This is a genomic window from Lysinibacillus sp. FSL M8-0134, assembly GCF_038069745.1.
Taxonomy (GTDB): Bacteria; Bacillota; Bacilli; order Bacillales_A; family Planococcaceae; genus Lysinibacillus; species Lysinibacillus irui.
In genome coordinates this window covers 3,569,869-3,588,635 of sequence record NZ_JBBPAJ010000001.1, presented here as the reverse complement: position 1 = coordinate 3,588,635, position 18,767 = coordinate 3,569,869, and the positions used below count along the sequence as shown (strand labels likewise).

Sequence of the window (18,767 nt, the reverse complement as noted above, 5' to 3'; positions counted from 1 at the left end):
GCTGTTTGGATTTATCCAACAGCTTCTTTTTTGGTCCTATAACACAAAAAAATTAAAATATAATCCCCTTTTTTATCTTCCAAGACATATGTTTAGAAAATTCCAACAATTAAAATTGTAGTAACTACATATTTCATTTCGAGGTGAGTCTTATGAATAAAACAGTTATCGAAAAAATTACGCACATTGTTGGTGAAAAATACATTAAAAGATCAACTGCACAGCTTTTAGCATATTCCTATGATGCAACGGCAAATTTTCAGCGCTTACCTGATCTTGTCATTTCACCAGGGAATGCAGAGGAAATTGCTGAGGTAATTAAAGTATGTAATGAATATAAAATGTCAATTATTCCACGAGGTTCTGGAACAAATCTTGCAGCAGGAACGGTGCCTTACGATGGGGGCGTAGTGATTTTATTTAATAGAATGGATCAAATTTTAAATTTCGATAAGGAAAATTTAACGATTACAGTCCAGCCTGGCATTATATCTGAGAATCTTTGTACATTCGTCGAAGCACATGGTTTATTTTACCCTCCTGATCCAAGCTCCATGAGAATTTCTACGATTGGTGGCAATGTTAGTGAAAACTCAGGTGGCTTGCGTGGCTTAAAATATGGTGTAACAAAGGATTATGTCAAAGGTCTACAAGTTGTTTTACCAAACGGGGATATTTTAGAAACAGGTGGCAAACTAGCAAAGGACGTAGCGGGCTATGACCTCACATCATTATTTGTTGGAGCAGAGGGAACATTGGGTGTCGTAACAGCGATTACTTTAAAGCTTATTCCGTTGCCACAATATAAAATGACGAGCATCGCATACTTTGAATCCTTAGAGGATGCAGCGAGAACGGTCTCTAGTATTATTGCCAATAAAATCATTCCCGTAACGCTAGAATTTCTTGATAAAAAAACAATTAGCGCCGTCGAGCAATATATGAAAATAGGACTCTCAACAGATGTAGAAGCAATGCTATTACTTGAGCAGGATGGTGAAATGCATCAAGTAGAACAAGATGTCAAAGAAATGGTACGAATCGCTGAAGAAAATGGAGCTCTCTTTACGCAAATTGCAAAAGATGCACAGGAAGCGGAGCAAATTAAAACAGCAAGACGTGTCGCATTATCAGCATTAGCAAAATTAAAACCGACAGTTATTTTAGAGGATGCCACAGTACCACGATCAGAGCTGGCCAAAATGGTGATGAGAATTAATGATATATCCGAAAAGTACAATGTCAATATTGCCACATTTGGTCATGCAGGGGATGGAAATTTGCATCCTACATGTTTAACAGACTTGCGAGATGAAAAGGAGATGCATCGTGTAGAAGCGGCATTTGCAGAAATTTTTGAGGCAGCACTGTCACTAGGTGGCACGATTACAGGGGAGCACGGTGTAGGTGAAATGAAAGCACCTTATTTAGAATGGAAAATTGGTCCTATCGGTATCAATGTAATGAAAAACATTAAGCAAACTTTCGATCCTAACCATATTATGAATCCTGGTAAAGTCTTTGCTAAAGAAACGAAGAAAAGAGTGGTGGTACATGGTGGTAACTAACGTACAACAGCAAATGCAGCAATCCTTCCAGACACATGTCGATGAAAATCTATTGCTAGACTGTATGAGATGCGGCTTCTGTTTGCCAAGCTGTCCGACATATCTTCACATGGAGCAGGATGAAGCACAATCACCACGTGGACGCATTGCCTTAATGAAGGCAGTACGTGACGGGATTGTACCTTTCGATGCATCTGTAGAACAATCATTCGATTTATGTTTAGGATGTCGCGCATGTGAGCCGGCATGTCCAGCTGGTGTACAGTATGGTGCTTTAATCGAGCAAACCCGTGAAGCCGTACAAGAGGTGAAGCAGTCAACCTTCGTAGAAAAAACGACAAGAAAAATTGTTTTCAATCATCTTTTCGTCAAGCAAAAAAATATGGAGCATGCAGTTAGTCTAATGCATCTTTATCAAAAAACAGGTTTACAAAAAGCTGTACGGAAAATTGGCTTTTTAAATTTATTCCCAAAGCATTTAAAAACAATGGAGGCATCTTTACCACCCGTAGCTAAAAAGGTACAGCCATTAAAGAAGGTAAAAGCGGCTTCGATGAAGGTGGCCTTTTTTACAGGCTGTCTAATGGATACACTTTATAAGGAAACAAATGAAAAAACGGTGTCCTTGCTACAAATGCTTGGTGTTGATGTCGTTATTCCAGATAATCAAAGTTGCTGCGGGGCTCTCCATGGGCATAGTGGTGAGCTAAAGCGTGGTAAGCAAAACTTAATTCGTAATGTAGAGTTATTTGATTCAGATGATTATACCTATATTGTTAATAATGCAGGTGGTTGTGGTGCTTTCTTAAAGGAATATGAAAAGCACTTACATAGTGATGAACGCTATCGTGAAAAAGCAGTTCGATTTTCAGAGAAGACAATTGATATTTCAAGCCTGCTTGTCAAAGCTGGGCTACTGGATTATTTAGCAACCTTGCCACAGCAAGAAAACAAGACTCTTGTAACCTATCAGGATTCCTGCCATTTACGCAATGTTAATAAAGTCTTCAATGAGCCAAGAATGATTTTACAGGCCCTACCGAATGTGCACTTTAAAGAGCTGTCAAATGCCAATACATGCTGTGGTTCAGCAGGAATATATAATTTATTGCAGCCTGCGTCAGCAGGAAATATTTTAACTACAAAAATGGCTACGATTAAGGCGATACAGCCTACAGTGATTGTCACAGCCAATCCAGGTTGCTTGCTGCAAATTCAATCTGGTATCCATAAAGAAAAGCTAGAAGCAAGCATGCAAGCCGCACATATTGTTGATTTTATCTACAAGAGCATAGAAAACTATAGTAAAATATCTAAAATATACTAAATTTTCAGTATAATCAGTATATTAGTCTCTATGGAGGTGGCACAATGTTTGATTTACAAATTATTGGAACAAAGATTGTTAGGGAGCTTGGAGAACTAATTGATCAACATGTCGTTGTAATCGATCATAACGGATTTATTATCGCCAGCACAGACATGTCGAGGATGAATCAATTTCATGAAGGTGCATTAATAGCGATGAAAAACAAAGAAGTTATGCATATGACGAAGGAGCTTTCAGCACAATTAAAGGGTGTGCGGGAGGGCCTCGTCATGCCATTAGTGATTGAGGATACACCAATTGGAGTAATTGGTGTTACTGGACAACCATTTGAAATCGAAAAATATGGGAAGCTTGTCCAGAAAATTACACAGTTTTTTGTTGAAGATTTTTTAATGCACCGTAAAAAAGAACGAGAGACAAAAATGTTTGAGCTTTTCCTACTAGATTTATTAAATGGACAGGTAAATCAATTACTACTAGAGCAACGAGCTGAAATGCTAAATATTGAAACGGATCTTTATGATCGAGTGATTATTATTCAATTGAATAGGAGAATTGATGAAAAGGGGATGGATTATTTGCGTGCAATTCAAATAATCCATCCTCAACTACATATTTTTCAATGGAGCTTTGATAAGCTCGTTCTGCTTGTACCAAAGGTCACTCGAATTCATTTAGAGCAAACGTTGCATTCATTTAACCGAAAGCTTGTAAAGCTCTATGATGACGAAATATTTATAGGTGTTGGCAATTCACATTCCTTTTTTGCACTAAATGAATCCTACAATGAAGCAAGTATTGCGCTAACGGTTGCTGTTGAAAATAGACAGATCGTGTTTGAGGAGGATTTGAAATTAGAGCTACTATTATCTGATCTCGATGAACAAAAGGTTGGCAATTTCATCTGCAGAACCATTGGCTCTTTAATAGAGGAGGAGGAATTAATATACAATCTAGAAATGTGGCTAAAAAGCAAAGGAGGTTTACAGGAAATTGCCGATGCGCTTCATATCCATAAAAACACTTTAAAATATCGACTAAAAAAAATAGAAAAGCTTTTAAATATTGATATTAATAATAATGAAAATAAATTGGAATTAATGATTGCTATTTTACTGTTTCGAAAAAGAAAGAGTGTTTAAGTTTTAGGAGAGAAACTTGTCATTAAATACTTTAATATGCGGCTTTTTGTGTGGTTTTTATATGTTAGAGACAAAAATCGATCAATTATTTTATAATTTTTTATCCTCAAAGAATATATATTTAGATTTTTCGGAATTATAAAATAATTATTAAGTCTAACATAAAAAGAGTAGGGGGATATTTTATGAGGAAATTTTTAAAAGGGAGAAATCTACTTCTTGCAATGCTCTTAATCGTTTCAGCAATATTAGCTGCCTGTGGTGGTAGCAGTGGAGAGAGTGCTGATGCTGAAGGGAAAGAAAAGTCCTATAAATTAAAAATGTCAGTCACTGTATCAGATTCATCCACATGGTATGAAGCAGCCAAAAAACTGGCAGATGATATGGACAAAGAAACAGATGGTCGCATTAAAATTGAAGTGTTCACGAATGAGCAATTATCTGGTGGAGATTCAGGAAAGGCTGTTGAAGGCTTAGCAAAAGGATCAATCGATTTAACTTTTAATTCTACTATTATTTATTCGATTTTAGATCAACGCTTTGGTGTGGCAAGTGCACCATTTTTACTTAAGGATCATTCTGAGGTAGATAAAGTGTTTAATGGGGAAGGTGGAGAAAAGCTTAAAGAACTTTTAGCTGAAAAGGGTGTACAGGCTTTAGGATATGGTGAAAATGGCTTCCGTCAAATAACGAACAGTAAGCGTGAAATTAAACTACCAGAAGACTTAAATGGATTAAAGATTCGTATACCTGGAATTACGATGTACACAGATTTATATCGTTCATTAGGAACAGATCCTTCAACCATGACATTCTCAGAAGTGTTTACTGCTTTACAGCAGGGAACAATTGATGGTCAAGAAAACCCTATTGATGTAATTGCTTCGTCAAAGCTAGAGGAAGTTCAAGATTATTTAACATTATGGAACTATTCCTATGACCCATTAGTGTTAGGTATGAATAAAAAGCTATACGATTCTTTAAGCGATACAGACCGTGAATTATTCGATCGTTTAGGGAAAGAAGCAGCGGCTTATCAAGTAAAAATTGCACGTGAAAAAGAAGCGTCACAAATTGAAGATTTAAAATCTAAAGGAATGAATGTCTATACGCCAACAGAAGAGGAATTGGAGGCGTTTAAAAAAGTCGTTCAGCCCGTATATGATAAATATACAGATATTTGGGGAGAAGATTTACTGAAAGCGTTTACGCCATAGGGGGGAAACATATGAAGTTCTTAGACTACTTTGAAGAGATTGTATTAAGCGTTACATTTGCAGCGATTACATTTATTACATTTGTAAACATTGTTTCTCGCAATGTAGTCAATTTATCCCTTTCGTTTACAGAGGAAATCACAGTTAATCTGTTAGTATTACTGACATTTGTTGGTACAGCCTTAGGTGTGCGTAGATACGCTCACCTTGGTTTTACCTTGTTGTTCGATAAAGGGAATAAGCTGACAAAAAAGGCGATTGTAATTATTTCATCTTTAGCAAGTGGTGTATTGTTTGCAGTATTGCTTTATTACGGAATGGATATGGTATTGTTCCAAATGCAGATTAATCAAACGACACCGGCCTTAGGCATGCCGCAGTGGATTTTATCTTCTGCCTTACCATTAGGTGCATTACTATGTTTAATTCGTACAGGTCAAGCGATGGTCGAAGAATATAAAGCCGTAAGTAATGAAGAGAATGGAGCGAAAGGGGATGAGCTAGTATGACAGCATTATTACTTTTTGGCTCCTTTATCGTGCTCGTATTTTTAAGGGTACCCATTGCTGCGTCCTTAGCAGTAGCTTCAATGGTAGTCCTATTTACATCACAAGGGCTATCAGGATTTGAAGCATTAACGGATATTATGTATACAAGTGTAGCTAAGTTTACGCTATTAGCGATTCCATTCTTTATTTTAGCGGGTGTCATTATGGACCATATTGGAATCTCTAAGCGTTTAATTGACTTTGCACAAACATTAGTAGGGCATCGAAAAGGTGGCATTGTACTTGTAACAGTATTAGTCGCGATTTTCTTTGCTGCTATTTCAGGGTCTGGCCCCGCAACAGTTGCTGCAATTGGAGGTATTTTAATTCCGGCAATGGTGAAAAACGGCTACCGCAAAGAAACTGCTGGAGGATTAGTGGCGAGTGCTGGTGCAATTGGCATTATTATTCCCCCATCGATCGCCTTCATTATTTTTGCAGTCGTAGCAGGCGATCAAATCCCTATTACGATTAATCGACTTTTTATGGCTGGGGTTATACCAGGTATTTTAGTAGGGATCGGTTTATTTATCGCTGGGATGTATGTCCGCAAACGTGATATTCAAAAGGGTATTTTTAATGACTCTGTAGAAGCAGCTATGAAAAAAAGCACAGGAAAAGAACGGTGGGAAGCATTTATTAAAGCACTTCCTGGATTAATGATTCCTGTTATTATTTTAGGTGGAATTTATGGTGGCTTTTTCACACCAACAGAAGCGGCAGTAATTGCTGTTGTATATGGATTAGTTGTAGGACTGTTCATTCACCGAAAAGGCTACATAAAAATGATGTACCGTATTTTTATTGAATCGGCGTTACAAACAGCTGTTGTAATGATTATCGTAAGTGCAGCCTCTGTCTTTGCCTACATTGTCACAACAGAGCAAATTGCCTCAACTATTTCAAATACGGTTTTAGGTTTAACAGATAATAAAATCATTATTTTACTACTAGTCAACATTATTTTATTAATTGCAGGTGCATTTATTGATGCCATTTCAGCATTTTATATTTTCGTTCCGATATTACTTCCGATTATGTTAATGCTCGATGTAGATCCGGCTGTATTTGGCGTGTTCATGACGATTAACTTAGCAATCGGCTTATTTACACCACCTGTCGGGTTAAATTTATATGTTGCCGCAAGTATGTCAAAGACTAATATTATTCAAATTTCAAAAGGGGTCGTGCCGTTTATTGTTGCTTCGATTATCGTCTTATTACTTGTAACGTATATACCTTCTCTATCAACATTTTTACCAGATTTATTAAATATTAAGTAGCAAAGGGGAAATGATTATGACATTAAAAGATGATGTAGCGATTGTTACAGGAGCGGCAAGTGGTATTGGACAGGCAGTTGCAGTTCAGCTTTCAAAGCAAGGGGTACATGTTGTATTAGTTGACTTAAATTCATGTGAGGCAACAATTGAAAAACTAGCACATGATAGCTATTTAGAGTGTTTGGGGGATATTCGCGATGCGGAATTTGTCAAAGCAACAGTCAACCGAACAGTAGAAAAATATGGAGAGATTCATATTTTGGTGAACAATGCTGGTACATGTAGTCGCAAAAATATTGAAACGATGACATTTGAGGACTGGTCACGTGATCTGGATACGAACTTAAAGGCAACATTTATGTTTACACAGGCATGTGTGTACCCACATATGAAGGATGCACAATATGGTCGCATTATTAATATTAGCTCAGTATCGGGCATAAACGGTGGTGTTACATCTGGTGAGGATGGTACAGGTCGCTCAGGCCCAGCGTATGCAGCATCGAAAGGCGGGGTAATTGCCCTAACGAAATGGGTAGCAAAGGAGCTGGGACCTTTCAATATTACTTGTAACTCCGTTGCACCAGGCGCAACCTTAACAGCTATTACAACGGGGGTTCCATACAATTTAGATCAGCAGGTTATTAAGCGTATTGGTACACCTGATGATATTGCAAGTGCTGTCTTATACTTTGCATCTAGGGAGGCTAGCTATGCGACTGCTCAGGTGTTAAAGGTAGATGGAGGGATTAGTATTGGATAATTCTCGGTGGCAAGCTTTGTATGACCGACCTACAGATAGAATTATCGGCAGATTGAAAGCAGGAACGGATTTATTTACAGGGATGAAAGAGGTTTGCAATCACTTTGGTGTCAGGGGTGGGCAATTTCAATGCATGGGTTCCTTAAAGCAGGCGACCTATGTCCAAGTTCAGCGAGGCGAAAAGCAAGGAACTATCGTTTATTCACCAAAACGGCAAACTACATCTCCGGTCGAACTTATTTCTGGTTTAGGCTTTATTGGGATAGATATGGAGACGAATGATTTAGATATTCATTTCCATGGATCTTTTGTCGATTGTGATCAACATTTTTCTGGTGGTCATTTTCTTGAAGGAGAAAATGAAATCGCTATCACAGTCGAATTTATACTCTATCCATTAAAAGAGGCCATACCGAAAAGACGAAAGGATGACCAATTTGGGGTGCTAATTTTTCATTTTGATGAATAGGGGGGAAAGATAAATGAGTACAATTGGCCAACTAGCACTGAAATCAGCTCGAGCGTATCCAGATAAAATAGCAGTTAAATTCAAAAACCGTGCGATTTCCTATGCTGAATTAATGGAACGTGCCTATGCACTAACAGCATATTTTAAAAGCCTGAACTTACAAAAGGGAGAGCGCGTAGGTATCTTAATGTCCAATCGATTAGAGCATATAGAGCTAGATGTAGCTGTTTCTTTATATGGTCTTATTAAAGTACCGCTGAATTACCGCTTGCATCCGAAAGAGCATGATTATCAGGTGAAGGATTCAGGTATGAGTCTGATTATTGGTGAAAAGTCATTAATTGATCCGCTGCAAATTGATTTTCCAATTCTTAATTGTGGAGAACCGTATGAGCAAGTAGTGAAACAATTTAAAGGCCAGTCCCATGAAAATGAAGTAGATGAGAATGATACAATGGCCATTATGTATACTTCTGGAACGACAGGTAATCCGAAGGGCGTTATGCTATCACATCGCAATATGGTCAGTGGAGCTCTGTCATTAGCAATGGCGTGTGAGGTTGATTATAAAGATATGCTCGGTCACGTTGCACCACTCACACACGGGGCAAACTTTTTAAGTCACGTGGCATGGCTCTATGGCTTAACACAAGTTGTCTACGATAAATTTGAGCCAGAGCAATTTGTTCATTTATTAGAGAGGGACCGTATTTCAATCATTTTCCTAGTACCAACGATGGTCAACCTAATGATTCAGCACGAGCAGTTCAACCCACAGAAGCTTCGTACCATTAAATCGATTAATATGGCAGGTTCACCCATTGCTGCTGCAAAGTTACAAGAGGCACTAGATAAAGTAGGGACAAAATTTATAGAAACCTATGGTCAAGTAGAAGGGCCGATGTGCATTTCTATGATGCCACGCGAGGATTTACCATCTAGACTTGATTCATGTGGTAGAGTTGGACCATTTGTTGATGTGAAAATCGTGGATGCTGAGGGCAATGAATGTCCAGTAGGAGAAATAGGTGAAATTACAGCAAAGGGTCCGCTTATTATGCAAGGCTATTGGAATAACGAAAAGGCGACAGCAGAAACATTGCGTGACGGCTGGCTTCATACAGGCGATTTAGGCAAACTAGATGAGCATGGCTACCTATATATCGTTGACCGCAAGAAGGAGGTCATTATTTCAGGTGGCGTTAATATCTATCCTCGAGAAGTAGAGGAAGTGTTAAACAAGCATGAATTCGTCAAGGAAACATGTGTAATTGGTATTCCAGATGACAAATGGGGCGAATCCATTGTCGCATATGTCGTGCCAAACGGGCGTGGAGAAATTGAGAAGGATGCCTTAATCGAGCTTTGCCAGCAACATTTAGCAAGCTTTAAAAAGCCAAAGGAAATTTTCGTAGTAGAGTCCCTACCAAAAAGCTCCTACGGAAAGATTTTAAAACGCGAGCTAGTAAAAATGCATATGGAGGTGACACAATGACCGTATATGTTCATAGTGTAAGCATGACGAAGTTCGGTAACAATGAAAATGCTTCATTGAAGGATTTAATGCTCACTGCTAGTCGGGAGGCACTAGATGAGGCAAGAGACCTAAAAATTGATGCGGTTTTTGTTGGCAACTACATGGGAGGTAGCTTAGTCAATCAAGAGATTCTAGGCGCGATTGTAGCAAATGACTTGGGGCTCGGTCCTATTCCTACAGCTAAATTAGAGGGCGCCTGTGCATCAGGTGGTATTGCGTTACGACAAGGTATTTTAGGTATTTTAAGTGGCGAATATGAAAGCGTTTTAGTTGTCGGTGTAGAAAAAATGAAGCATGCGCCAACCGCCACTGTAACACAATTTATTAACTCTGCAATGGATCAGACGACAAACGAACGTTATGCGGGTCTAACCTTCCCAGGATTTTTTGGCGTAGTAGCCAACCGCTACTTCCATGAGACAGGTGCAAATAAATCCCATTTAGCAAAATTAGCATTAAAAAACCGTGAAAATGCATTACAAAATCCACTAGCCCAATTCCAAAAACCAGCAACACTCGAAGAAATAATGAACGCACGCATGATTACAGATCCACTTGGCTTATTCGATTGTTCACCCATTACGGATGGAGCAGCAGCAGTTGTGTTATCTCGTAAGCCATCGGATATTAAAATAGTAGCATCTGCACAGGCTTCAGGACCAACGATGATGCAGGATGCCATCGATTTATTATCATTACCAGCGATTCGTATATCAGGTCAGCAAGCCTATGAAAAAGCAGGGGTTGGTCCTGAGGATATAGATGTTGTGGAAATTCACGATTGCTTCTCTATGACAGAAATGCTAGCCATTGAAGAGCTCGGTTTTTTCCCGAAATTAGAAGGTTGGCTAGCTATTGAGCAAGGAAAAACGCGCGTGAACGGAGAAAAGCCTGTCAATACAAGCGGAGGTCTTTTATCGAGAGGGCATCCTATTGGCGCAACAGGTGTGGCGCAGTTTTACCAATTAGTACTGCAATTACGCGGACATGCACCAAACCAGCTAGAAAAACGACCACGATTAGCACTTGCACAAAATTTAGGTGGCACTGGTTCTTATTCGGTTGTCCACATATTAGAAAGGGTGTAGCAGATGAAGGTTTATGAATGCTGTGGTGTAGAGTCAGTAACGAAAAAAGTGTATTGCAGCACCTGCCGCCAAGAAATCAAAAACGAACGAGAAGTCCCAGATGAGGGAACCGTGTACAGCTTTACGGTCATTCATATTGCACCAGCAGAATATGCCCATTTGGCACCGTATACTGTGGCACTAGTACAGCTAAAGGATTCCACAGCCAAGCTAACAGTGCGCATTCAAGAAAATGTCCAAATCGGTGACCTCGTACAGCTTGATGAAATGAAAGATGGAACATACATTTATCAAAAGGTGAGAACTGCTTAACGAAGGGGATGAAGTATGGTAGGCTGTTTGGAAGACGATGTCTTTCCTGGCGGCCTACTTTCCTATGAATAGTCTACTAGACTTATTATAAATGCTCCTTTATTGAGGCAAATTTCAATTTGGGTCCTGCTGCAGGTGTTAGCCTGTTGTCTCATAGAACATAGAGAGGCTTCTTATCTTGCGATCGAATAAAACAGGAGGTGATGACTTGGCAAATGCAAAGGTTTATTCCATATTAGTTTTCGTTATGTTTCTTTGGGGCATGAATGTTACATGGTTGAAAGTAATTGTTTCCAATGGCGATCCATTAACGATACAAACGGCGCGTATTTTTCTTGCAGCTATTACGATTTTTATTATTTTAAAGCTAACGAAGCAGCCGCTTTATGTAAAAGGGATGCCATTTAAGTACATATTCATTGGTTGTTTTTTCGGGGTCATTTGTCACCATGTCTTTTTAGCATATGGCATCGTTCAAACAACAGCCATGAAAACAGCCATTATTAGTGGCTTAAGTCCACTTTTTACGGCACTCATTGCCGTACTATTTAAAGACACGGTTATGACAAAATCTAAATTAATTGGCTTTGCACTTGGAGGAGTTGGCGTGCTATTCGCAGTGGTAGACGACATTACTGAGCTGACCAACCTACAGCTAGGTGATTTCCTCGTCTTTATGTCATTCTTTTTGCAGGCATTTAGCTTTATCGCCATTCGTCGTGCCACTGAAGTTATCTCTCCGATGCTGATGACAGGCTGGATGCTACTTATCGGCTCATCCATCTTATTAATTTTCACATTCGCTACAAGCCTCCGAAGCTACGGGGCATTTTTATCCTTCAGCCCGTTCATATGGCTCGTATTTTTCATGTCCGCCATTTTAGCCACTTCGATCGGACATACACTATATAACTTATGTATAAAACACATTGGTGCAGCGGAATCCGCTATTTTTGTGAATTTCAATACCGTATTCGCATTAATTGGAGCGGCCTTATTTTTACATGAAATTATTACTCTTCAGCAATTTATCGGTAGTTTAATTATTATTTCAGGCGTTATAATCGGCACAAGCAATTTAGAGGAAAGACTGCTTCAAAGGAAAAAAAATCGCGATAAACTAGAGTGTTAGAAAAGTAGATGCTCAACTTTTCCTAGGCTTCTAATAAGAATGTTTTAGTTGGTGAACTAGCTTATTCAGTGTCTCTACTTGATATTTTAAGCTCTTTATCTTATAATAGTACTACATGCCAGTGAGCATCTACTCATACGATGTTCATTTACAACCTGCATTATGCAGCGTTGTCCGAACGGTTTATAACCGGATTATATCCGGGGACGTTACGGATTCGACAGGGATGGTTCAAGCTTTGGTCGCGCGTCGGAGGGCTCGGCTCCGTCATCAACGACAGTTATATAATAACTGGCAAACAACAAAACTTAGCTTTCGCAGCGTAAGCTCTTAAGCGCTCTGCCTCTCTATCGCCCATGTAGAGAACGTAGGGCCCAACTTTAGTGGGATACGGTCGATGGTGCCACCTGAGTCATCGGCAAGAGATTTCAGGTTAGCGTACAGGACGCCTGTTTGTCGGCATAATGTTACGTGAATCGTAAATAGGCAAACTACACGCGTAGAAGCTGAAGTATTGGAGTTTCTGGACGCGGGTTCGACTCCCGCCGTCTCCATACATTGGAAACAATATAGTTTCAAAAGGTGTCAAATTCCTTGATATATCAAGAATTTGGCGCTTTTTTTATTTCAAAAACTTTCAACTGATATCAAACGCTTTTGGGTCATTTTTAAGCCATTTGAAAAAAAGATTAAACAAAATCATTCTTACCCAATAGATATAAATTTCAGTTTTATGTGTTCCTTTACAATAGCGCTAGATCGTAATATAGGGTTAGCCAGATTTTTCAGGTTGACCTTTTTGTTTTAGGTCTTATTATAACGGTAGTCGAGGTAGGACGTATCGCACGTGAGACTCGATCCCGTCCGCAAAACTGTTCACCCCCTACTTGTATAAACACGTTTCAAGCTGTTTGGGAGAAGGATTCCGTTTAACAAGCGAACCTATGATATTACAAGCAGCTTTAGGGATTACCGACTAATTTAGTATTTTCTTAGAGGTGGAGATTTGATTATGAATCCAGTCGTTGGTCTGGATGTTTCAAAGGGAGAAAATCAGGTTCAAGCCTTTTTAGATAAAGGTCAGCCCTATCGTTAAACACACTCTTGGTGGTTTAGGAAGTTTATTAGAATTTCTAAGGGATATTAGGAAATTGGCTGCTGGTAAGCAACCTTCGATTACTTTAAAATCTAAAAAGCTAGTGGCAATCGCCGGGATAGATCCTAGCGTTTACTCTTCTGGTAGGTTTACTGCTTCCATAAATCGCAAAATCAGAAGAGGTTCTAGGGTTAAGGCAAGCATTGTTAATGGCAGTACAGTGCGGTATAAGAGACGCACGTAAGCAAAAAACAAGTGATGAAATTATCCCTAGAAATAAGCAATTAAGAGAGTTCTACGATAAAAAACGGGAAGAAGGGAAACCTTTTATAGTAGCCATAATTGCCTGTGTAAATAAACTCTTACATTGGATTTATGCCCTATTAAAAGGGGAAATACCCTTCAAAAATACAGCTTAAAAATCATATCTAAGCATATAAAACAAAACCTTCCAATTATATAAAGGAAGGCTTATTTGGTATACCCTTTTTTGGTATAGCATGTACGCTTTATAATTTTTATTGAAAAATATTGACAACTATTAGCTGGTTTTGTGGAATATAAAGATAGTAGTTACCACTTTTTACTTTTTAAACTAAAATCCGCTTATTCCTCCTGCTTTCAGGGAAAATCTTACCCCAACAGGGATGGATAGAAAATCAAGTTTGTACTAGTGACATTTATAAGATAGGAGATCCCATTCTTCAAATAACACAAGGGAGGTACCTTGGGTTACCATCTACCATATGTATATTGCCTACCTACTGGTTGATGGAAACGCTGCTTTTTTGTTTCTGTTTAACATGATACCTGCTAGTCTCATTTTGATTGCTTTTCAATTTAAATTTAGCTGGATATTAAACATGTACCCATATAGAAAAACACCTCGACATTGATTTCTTGGTATTCAATACCCATTTTTCAATGCAAGGTGTTTTTAAATTGTTTTATTTGAAAATATCCCCATAAACAATTTTAATATTTGGTGAGTTAATAAATATACTATCTTTATTAAACTTTTTAGAAAATAATAGATCTAATTCATATATTTTTTTTATTTCTTCTGGAGTTAGTCCCTTTTTTAAAAGTTCCACTGTATACAAATCTTTATCGGGAATAACCTCTCCTAATCCTTCAACTGTTAAAGCATTGAATAGTCTATTTCTTTCATCAATATCGAGATTAGGATGATAAAAATTAACCTTATCACTTGTCCGACATTCTATATTTTTAACACCTAATTCAGAAAGAAATATTGGTACTTTAACCCCAATGTTTCTATCTATGTTTCCTTCTTCAGCATCTTTTTCATAAATCCTTTGAATTAAGTCAAGTGAAATAATATCTGATTGTTTAGCCCCTCCTAAATGATAGGATGACAAATTAGATATTTTTTGAGGTTCTAGACAGATAATTTTTCCTCTATTTAGAGTAGCGTCCATCATTTTTTTTAGTATTACTTTAGGATTAGGCACATGTAGAAGCACAGCATGACAAATAGAAATATCAAATTTATTTTGTATTTCCAAATTGGTTATATCAGCTACAAAAAACTCAGTTTCATAGGGAAGATCTAAAAATATACTTTTAGCAGCTTCAATTAGTCTCTCTGCTTGATCTATTCCAGTGTATTTTGAACCCTTTGGTAGATATGGTAACAGCTTTAATCCTAAGTAACCATATCCACACCCAAAATCTATTATACTCACTGGTTTATTTATCTTCCACACGGATTTAACTAAAAATTCTAAGTAATCCTCATTGAAATATAGCTCTCTTGTTGTTTTTAAATGTTCTAATCTTGTATTCCAGTATTCCTCATTCACCGATCTTCCTCTTTTCTCAGTGGTTTGTTACTTTCACATAAGTGCTTGATATAAATGTATATACAAGTATACTACCGAAAGTTAATATAACCCCCATATATAATGCTATCGTAGAAGCTGTAAAATAAGCACCTATTATAATTGTTGAGCGCGCTATAATTTCAGCTCCATTTGTTGACAAATTTAACAATGCTGAATATGATCCCCGTTTATCCTCAGGCATCATATTTGCTTGGTTAGATTTAAGAAGGGGTAAATAAATTAACTCACCCAAGGTAGCAATAAAAAAGAAAATAAGGAGAATATACCAATTATTAGAGAAAATTATTACTATATAACCAATTGTATAAAAGGATAATCCGAGTAAAAGGCAACCTCGTATATTAATCTTTTTAATTATTTTAGTAGTAATAAGTGTCAAACAAACAATTAGAATTGTATTCTCGATATTCAAAAAGCTCAACATCCTTATACCATCAATTTTAAACCCATTTAAAAAAAACGGGCTAAATTCTTGAGATAACCTCACACCTATATAACTGTTTAATGTGAATTCTGCAGATAATAAGCACATAAATCCAATTACACTTTTTAAAAATTTTCTATCCTGAATTGCTATTTTATAACTGTTTAATAAATCAATAAGAATATTGTCAAATTTTTTGATTAATTTTTTGTGATTACCTTCATCTAACCAAATTTGATACGTAATTGTAATTAATAACGAACACAAAGTCATAGAAATAAATAAGGCTACCTGATGATTAGTATATAATAGCCCCCCTATAGCTACTCCTAAAGCTATTGATAGATTTGCTAGCCAATATTCCAAGACATAGACATCATGCCTATTTTCTGGGGTAGTAGTATCTACGATGATAGCTTTAAGAGCTGGACCACTTAAGTTAGAAAACACTGTGTGAACAAAATAAAAAAATAAAAACAAGTAAAATAAATTATTATAAAGTAGACTAATCGTCATAATTAGAAGTGATATACTTCTAAAAGCAGTAGTATATACCAATAAATTTTTACGATCGAATCTGTCTGTTAAATAGCCACCTATAAGGTTTGAAAAGAAACCCACTATGACAATAATCACTAGAATAAATCCAGCGTAAACATTATTTAGTTTATCAGTCAAAAAAATAGCCATAAACGGCATAATAGCGCTATTAATCAATCTGCTAAAAAACGCTGTTATTAAGCGTGTTTTTATATTCTGTGGACAATCTTTCCACGACATAGTTTTCTCCTTTACAAATGTAAAATTAATTAAGCATTGCTAAATTTATATCTATAAAAATAAGAAATTGAAATCGATAAATTATAAATTAGGTGGATAATTACAGCTGTAACAACATTTCCTGATAATATGTATAAACACCCTCCAAGAACACTTAAGGAAAACTGAAGAATGTGGTCTATTGTTCTGAATGCTTGGGCTTTATCATGGATAATGTGATCAGATACAAAAAGGAAAGCAGAGATTAAGATACTTAAAATAGAACCATATATAGGAATTAAAATAGTTAAAACAAAAAGTTTATAAAAAAGTTCTTGAAAAATTGCAGAAAATATAAGACTGTAAGATTCTATCCATTTTTGTTTTTTAGTTACTGGGGGGAAAAATATTATTAATTCCTTATTATAAAAGGGCTTTATTTCTTCTTTTCGAAGATAAATGAAAAAAAAGCCAGCTATAACTGAAAGTACAATGGATAAAACTATATTTATTGAAGGGAATATGTCTTTTTCGTTTGGCAATAAAAATAACACGGCACTTAAGTAAGGAATAAAATATAATGTTCGCCTTACCCAATCAGCATTTTTAAAACTGTTATTTTTAATTCTTTTAGCATTCAAATTAACAACATATTGTAGTAACATAAATATTAGTAATAAAAGTGTATAAATAGAATTTTGAATAAACAAAGTAAACGTTAAGAATAACATAATAGCTATAAAAATTAACCATTGCTTCTTATTCATATTCTATAAATCCTTTATCATAAAGTTTATTTACAAATACTTTAATATCTTCAATTACAACTTCTTTTTCTACATTGTATTCAGAAGTAATTGTTTCAGCAATTTCATTGAAGGATGTAGTTCCGTCCAGAGAATTCCATATAATTTCTCCTATATCGTCTAAAAGGATAACCTTATAATCCTTTGCAATATATCTTTTTCCGTTAAGGACTCTATCTTGTACAAAAATATCTCTTGTTGGATTCACAATTTTCCCCTCCTTAATAATTAACAACACTAGAAGAATTTAATTCTTCTAGTGTTGTTTCCATTTAGATTAAGCATTTAGCATACCAGGTGCTAATTTAACTTCTTTAACTTCTGGAGTTTTATATTCTTTCATCATTTTCACCCCCTTTCAATATAAACCTTATCATTCACTTAGTTGAAATGATTTTAATTTACTTTGTGAAATTACATTTAGATTCTGTGCATATTGAATCAGTTTTTTTAAATGCTTTTTAATATCTTTCTCATTGTATGGCATGGTTTGTAGCTCAATATAGTCATTAATTAACTGTGTATCCCCTGTATTCTCTTGGTAAGATAAGAGTTTTCGATAAATCCATTTATTTTTGGGATTGGTTTCTCCATAAATAGATAAATATGAGGATATGGATAAATTCAGTAAATCTCTTGCCCAAAAATATGCTGAACCATAATCTGATGAAGATATGGCTCCCTGAATATCCTCTAAAATATTCGAAAAATTCTCTGAATTAATAGTGATCTGATAATAATGAAAATTATTTATATTTAAACTGCTAATGATTTTTGTAAAATAATCTTTATTAATAATTGGCTTTCCAATTTTCAACCTATGTAAAAAAACTAATTCATCTTGAGATATTCTTTCCAAGTGCTTATCAGTTTGGAAGTCAAGAGAATTTAATTTTTTTGTTACTTCTTCTAAGTGTTCCTTTGTCCAGTATTCTACGTCAAAGCGGATTCCATCTATAACAAAGTTTTGAATTAAATTTTTATTTCCTTGAAGAAATACTTCACCCTCAATCTCACTATCCTCCGGATCAGGCAACTCTTCACAAATAACAAAAACATCAATATCTGATGATTTATTCCCAAAACCTTCAATTAATGAACCGGATAGATAAACAGTTAGATAGCTATCGAAATAGCTTGGTAAATAACTAATAATATTTTCTAGGTTATTTAAAATCAAAATCATCACCCTTTACCTTTTATTGTATTATAAAACAAATAATTCCAAAAGTATATGCTATTTTTTGATTTTATTCACAAAAAATAGAATTATATGGTATTAATGAAGGTGTCGAGATTCTTCACTATCCATTTTATACCTTTTGTTGTATTATAAAACAAAAAAATAAGAAAGTATATTAAATTTTATATATTTATTCCCATAATTAGAATTATATGGTATCGTTTTAAGTGTCGAATTCTTTG

17 protein-coding genes, 1 other RNA gene and 1 pseudogene are annotated in these 18,767 nt (G+C 36.2%); 14 read left to right on the top strand and 5 right to left on the bottom strand.

Going from position 1 to position 18,767, the window contains the following annotated elements:
- The first annotated feature begins 152 nt into the window (after positions 1 to 152).
- The 14 genes and pseudogenes from MKY49_RS18265 to MKY49_RS18200 all read left to right on the top strand — a co-directional run.
- On the top strand, positions 153 to 1,568 hold the full coding sequence (locus tag MKY49_RS18265; RefSeq protein WP_341386809.1) for an FAD-binding oxidoreductase: 1,416 nt from the start codon (positions 153 to 155) through the stop codon (positions 1,566 to 1,568).
- Positions 1,555 to 2,895, top strand: coding sequence for a (Fe-S)-binding protein (locus tag MKY49_RS18260; RefSeq protein ID WP_341386808.1), 1,341 nt, complete (start codon positions 1,555 to 1,557; stop codon positions 2,893 to 2,895). Before MKY49_RS18265 ends, MKY49_RS18260 begins: the two co-directional genes overlap by 14 nt.
- 44 nt (positions 2,896 to 2,939) lie before the next feature.
- The gene (locus tag MKY49_RS18255) at positions 2,940 to 4,040 is read left to right on the top strand and encodes a CdaR family transcriptional regulator (protein WP_322611108.1); all 1,101 of its coding nucleotides are present in this window, start codon (positions 2,940 to 2,942) and stop codon (positions 4,038 to 4,040) included.
- Between the two features lie 185 nt (positions 4,041 to 4,225).
- Entirely contained in the window at positions 4,226 to 5,257 is a 1,032-nt protein-coding gene (locus MKY49_RS18250; RefSeq protein WP_313470887.1) for a DctP family TRAP transporter solute-binding subunit, read from the top strand.
- Positions 5,258 to 5,268: 11 nt separating this feature from the next.
- Entirely contained in the window at positions 5,269 to 5,766 is a 498-nt protein-coding gene (locus MKY49_RS18245; RefSeq protein WP_341386807.1) for a TRAP transporter small permease, read from the top strand.
- A complete protein-coding gene (locus MKY49_RS18240) occupies positions 5,763 to 7,088 on the top strand; it encodes a TRAP transporter large permease (protein ID WP_274794352.1) in 1,326 nt (441 codons plus the stop codon). The genes MKY49_RS18245 and MKY49_RS18240 overlap by 4 nt, the downstream gene beginning before the upstream one ends.
- A 16-nt stretch (positions 7,089 to 7,104) precedes the next feature.
- Positions 7,105 to 7,851 carry an SDR family NAD(P)-dependent oxidoreductase gene (locus MKY49_RS18235; protein WP_312505971.1) on the top strand — a complete coding sequence of 249 codons (747 nt, stop codon included), beginning with the start codon at positions 7,105 to 7,107 and terminating at the stop codon, positions 7,849 to 7,851.
- Positions 7,844 to 8,320, top strand: coding sequence for a PCC domain-containing protein (locus tag MKY49_RS18230; protein ID WP_274794350.1), 477 nt, complete (start codon positions 7,844 to 7,846; stop codon positions 8,318 to 8,320). The genes MKY49_RS18235 and MKY49_RS18230 overlap by 8 nt, the downstream gene beginning before the upstream one ends.
- 13 nt (positions 8,321 to 8,333) lie before the next feature.
- Complete coding sequence (locus MKY49_RS18225) at positions 8,334 to 9,815, top strand: class I adenylate-forming enzyme family protein (RefSeq protein WP_341386806.1); 1,482 nt, start codon at positions 8,334 to 8,336, stop codon at positions 9,813 to 9,815.
- On the top strand, positions 9,812 to 10,945 hold the full coding sequence (locus MKY49_RS18220; RefSeq protein WP_322605846.1) for a thiolase C-terminal domain-containing protein: 1,134 nt from the start codon (positions 9,812 to 9,814) through the stop codon (positions 10,943 to 10,945). Before MKY49_RS18225 ends, MKY49_RS18220 begins: the two co-directional genes overlap by 4 nt.
- 3 nt (positions 10,946 to 10,948) lie before the next feature.
- Positions 10,949 to 11,257, top strand: a complete 309-nt coding sequence (locus tag MKY49_RS18215; RefSeq protein ID WP_225340455.1) for a Zn-ribbon domain-containing OB-fold protein — start codon at positions 10,949 to 10,951, stop codon at positions 11,255 to 11,257.
- 208 nt (positions 11,258 to 11,465) lie between these two features.
- Entirely contained in the window at positions 11,466 to 12,389 is a 924-nt protein-coding gene (locus MKY49_RS18210; RefSeq protein WP_341386805.1) for a DMT family transporter, read from the top strand.
- A gap of 202 nt (positions 12,390 to 12,591) precedes the next feature.
- Positions 12,592 to 12,946: a transfer-messenger RNA gene (gene ssrA, locus MKY49_RS18205) on the top strand.
- A 633-nt stretch (positions 12,947 to 13,579) separates the two neighbouring features.
- Positions 13,580 to 13,904, top strand: a pseudogene (locus MKY49_RS18200) (transposase); the annotation flags it as partial.
- 528 nt (positions 13,905 to 14,432) lie between these two features.
- Here the strand turns inward: MKY49_RS18200 and MKY49_RS18195 are convergent.
- From MKY49_RS18195 to MKY49_RS18175, 5 genes are all read right to left on the bottom strand, one after another.
- A complete protein-coding gene (locus MKY49_RS18195) occupies positions 14,433 to 15,311 on the bottom strand; it encodes a class I SAM-dependent methyltransferase (protein WP_341386804.1) in 879 nt (292 codons plus the stop codon).
- 16 nt (positions 15,312 to 15,327) lie between these two features.
- A complete protein-coding gene (locus tag MKY49_RS18190) occupies positions 15,328 to 16,557 on the bottom strand; it encodes an MFS transporter (protein WP_341386803.1) in 1,230 nt (409 codons plus the stop codon).
- A 29-nt stretch (positions 16,558 to 16,586) separates the two neighbouring features.
- On the bottom strand, positions 16,587 to 17,303 hold the full coding sequence (locus tag MKY49_RS18185; protein ID WP_341386802.1) for a CPBP family intramembrane glutamic endopeptidase: 717 nt from the start codon (positions 17,301 to 17,303) through the stop codon (positions 16,587 to 16,589).
- Positions 17,296 to 17,550: a PqqD family protein gene (locus MKY49_RS18180; RefSeq protein WP_341386801.1), complete on the bottom strand. Its 255-nt coding sequence runs from the start codon at positions 17,548 to 17,550 to the stop codon at positions 17,296 to 17,298. The genes MKY49_RS18185 and MKY49_RS18180 overlap by 8 nt, the downstream gene beginning before the upstream one ends.
- 165 nt (positions 17,551 to 17,715) lie before the next feature.
- A complete protein-coding gene (locus MKY49_RS18175; protein WP_341386799.1) occupies positions 17,716 to 18,522 on the bottom strand; it encodes a nucleotidyltransferase domain-containing protein in 807 nt (268 codons plus the stop codon).
- Positions 18,523 to 18,767: the final 245 nt, after the last annotated feature.

Bases quoted from the DNA above. Each gene is read 5' to 3' on its own strand.
- MKY49_RS18250 (WP_313470887.1), top strand. From the start codon at position 4,226: ATGAGGAAATTTTTAAAAGGGAGAAATCTACTTCTTGCAATGCTCTTA.
- MKY49_RS18190 (WP_341386803.1), bottom strand. From the start codon at position 16,557: ATGTCGTGGAAAGATTGTCCACAGAATATAAAAACACGCTTAATAACA.
- MKY49_RS18255 (WP_322611108.1), top strand. From the start codon at position 2,940: ATGTTTGATTTACAAATTATTGGAACAAAGATTGTTAGGGAGCTTGGA.
- MKY49_RS18235 (WP_312505971.1), top strand. From the start codon at position 7,105: ATGACATTAAAAGATGATGTAGCGATTGTTACAGGAGCGGCAAGTGGT.
- MKY49_RS18225 (WP_341386806.1), top strand. From the start codon at position 8,334: ATGAGTACAATTGGCCAACTAGCACTGAAATCAGCTCGAGCGTATCCA.
- MKY49_RS18220 (WP_322605846.1), top strand. From the start codon at position 9,812: ATGACCGTATATGTTCATAGTGTAAGCATGACGAAGTTCGGTAACAAT.
- MKY49_RS18260 (WP_341386808.1), top strand. From the start codon at position 1,555: ATGGTGGTAACTAACGTACAACAGCAAATGCAGCAATCCTTCCAGACA.
- MKY49_RS18185 (WP_341386802.1), bottom strand. From the start codon at position 17,303: ATGAATAAGAAGCAATGGTTAATTTTTATAGCTATTATGTTATTCTTA.
- MKY49_RS18245 (WP_341386807.1), top strand. From the start codon at position 5,269: ATGAAGTTCTTAGACTACTTTGAAGAGATTGTATTAAGCGTTACATTT.
- MKY49_RS18265 (WP_341386809.1), top strand. From the start codon at position 153: ATGAATAAAACAGTTATCGAAAAAATTACGCACATTGTTGGTGAAAAA.
- MKY49_RS18215 (WP_225340455.1), top strand. From the start codon at position 10,949: ATGAAGGTTTATGAATGCTGTGGTGTAGAGTCAGTAACGAAAAAAGTG.
- MKY49_RS18240 (WP_274794352.1), top strand. From the start codon at position 5,763: ATGACAGCATTATTACTTTTTGGCTCCTTTATCGTGCTCGTATTTTTA.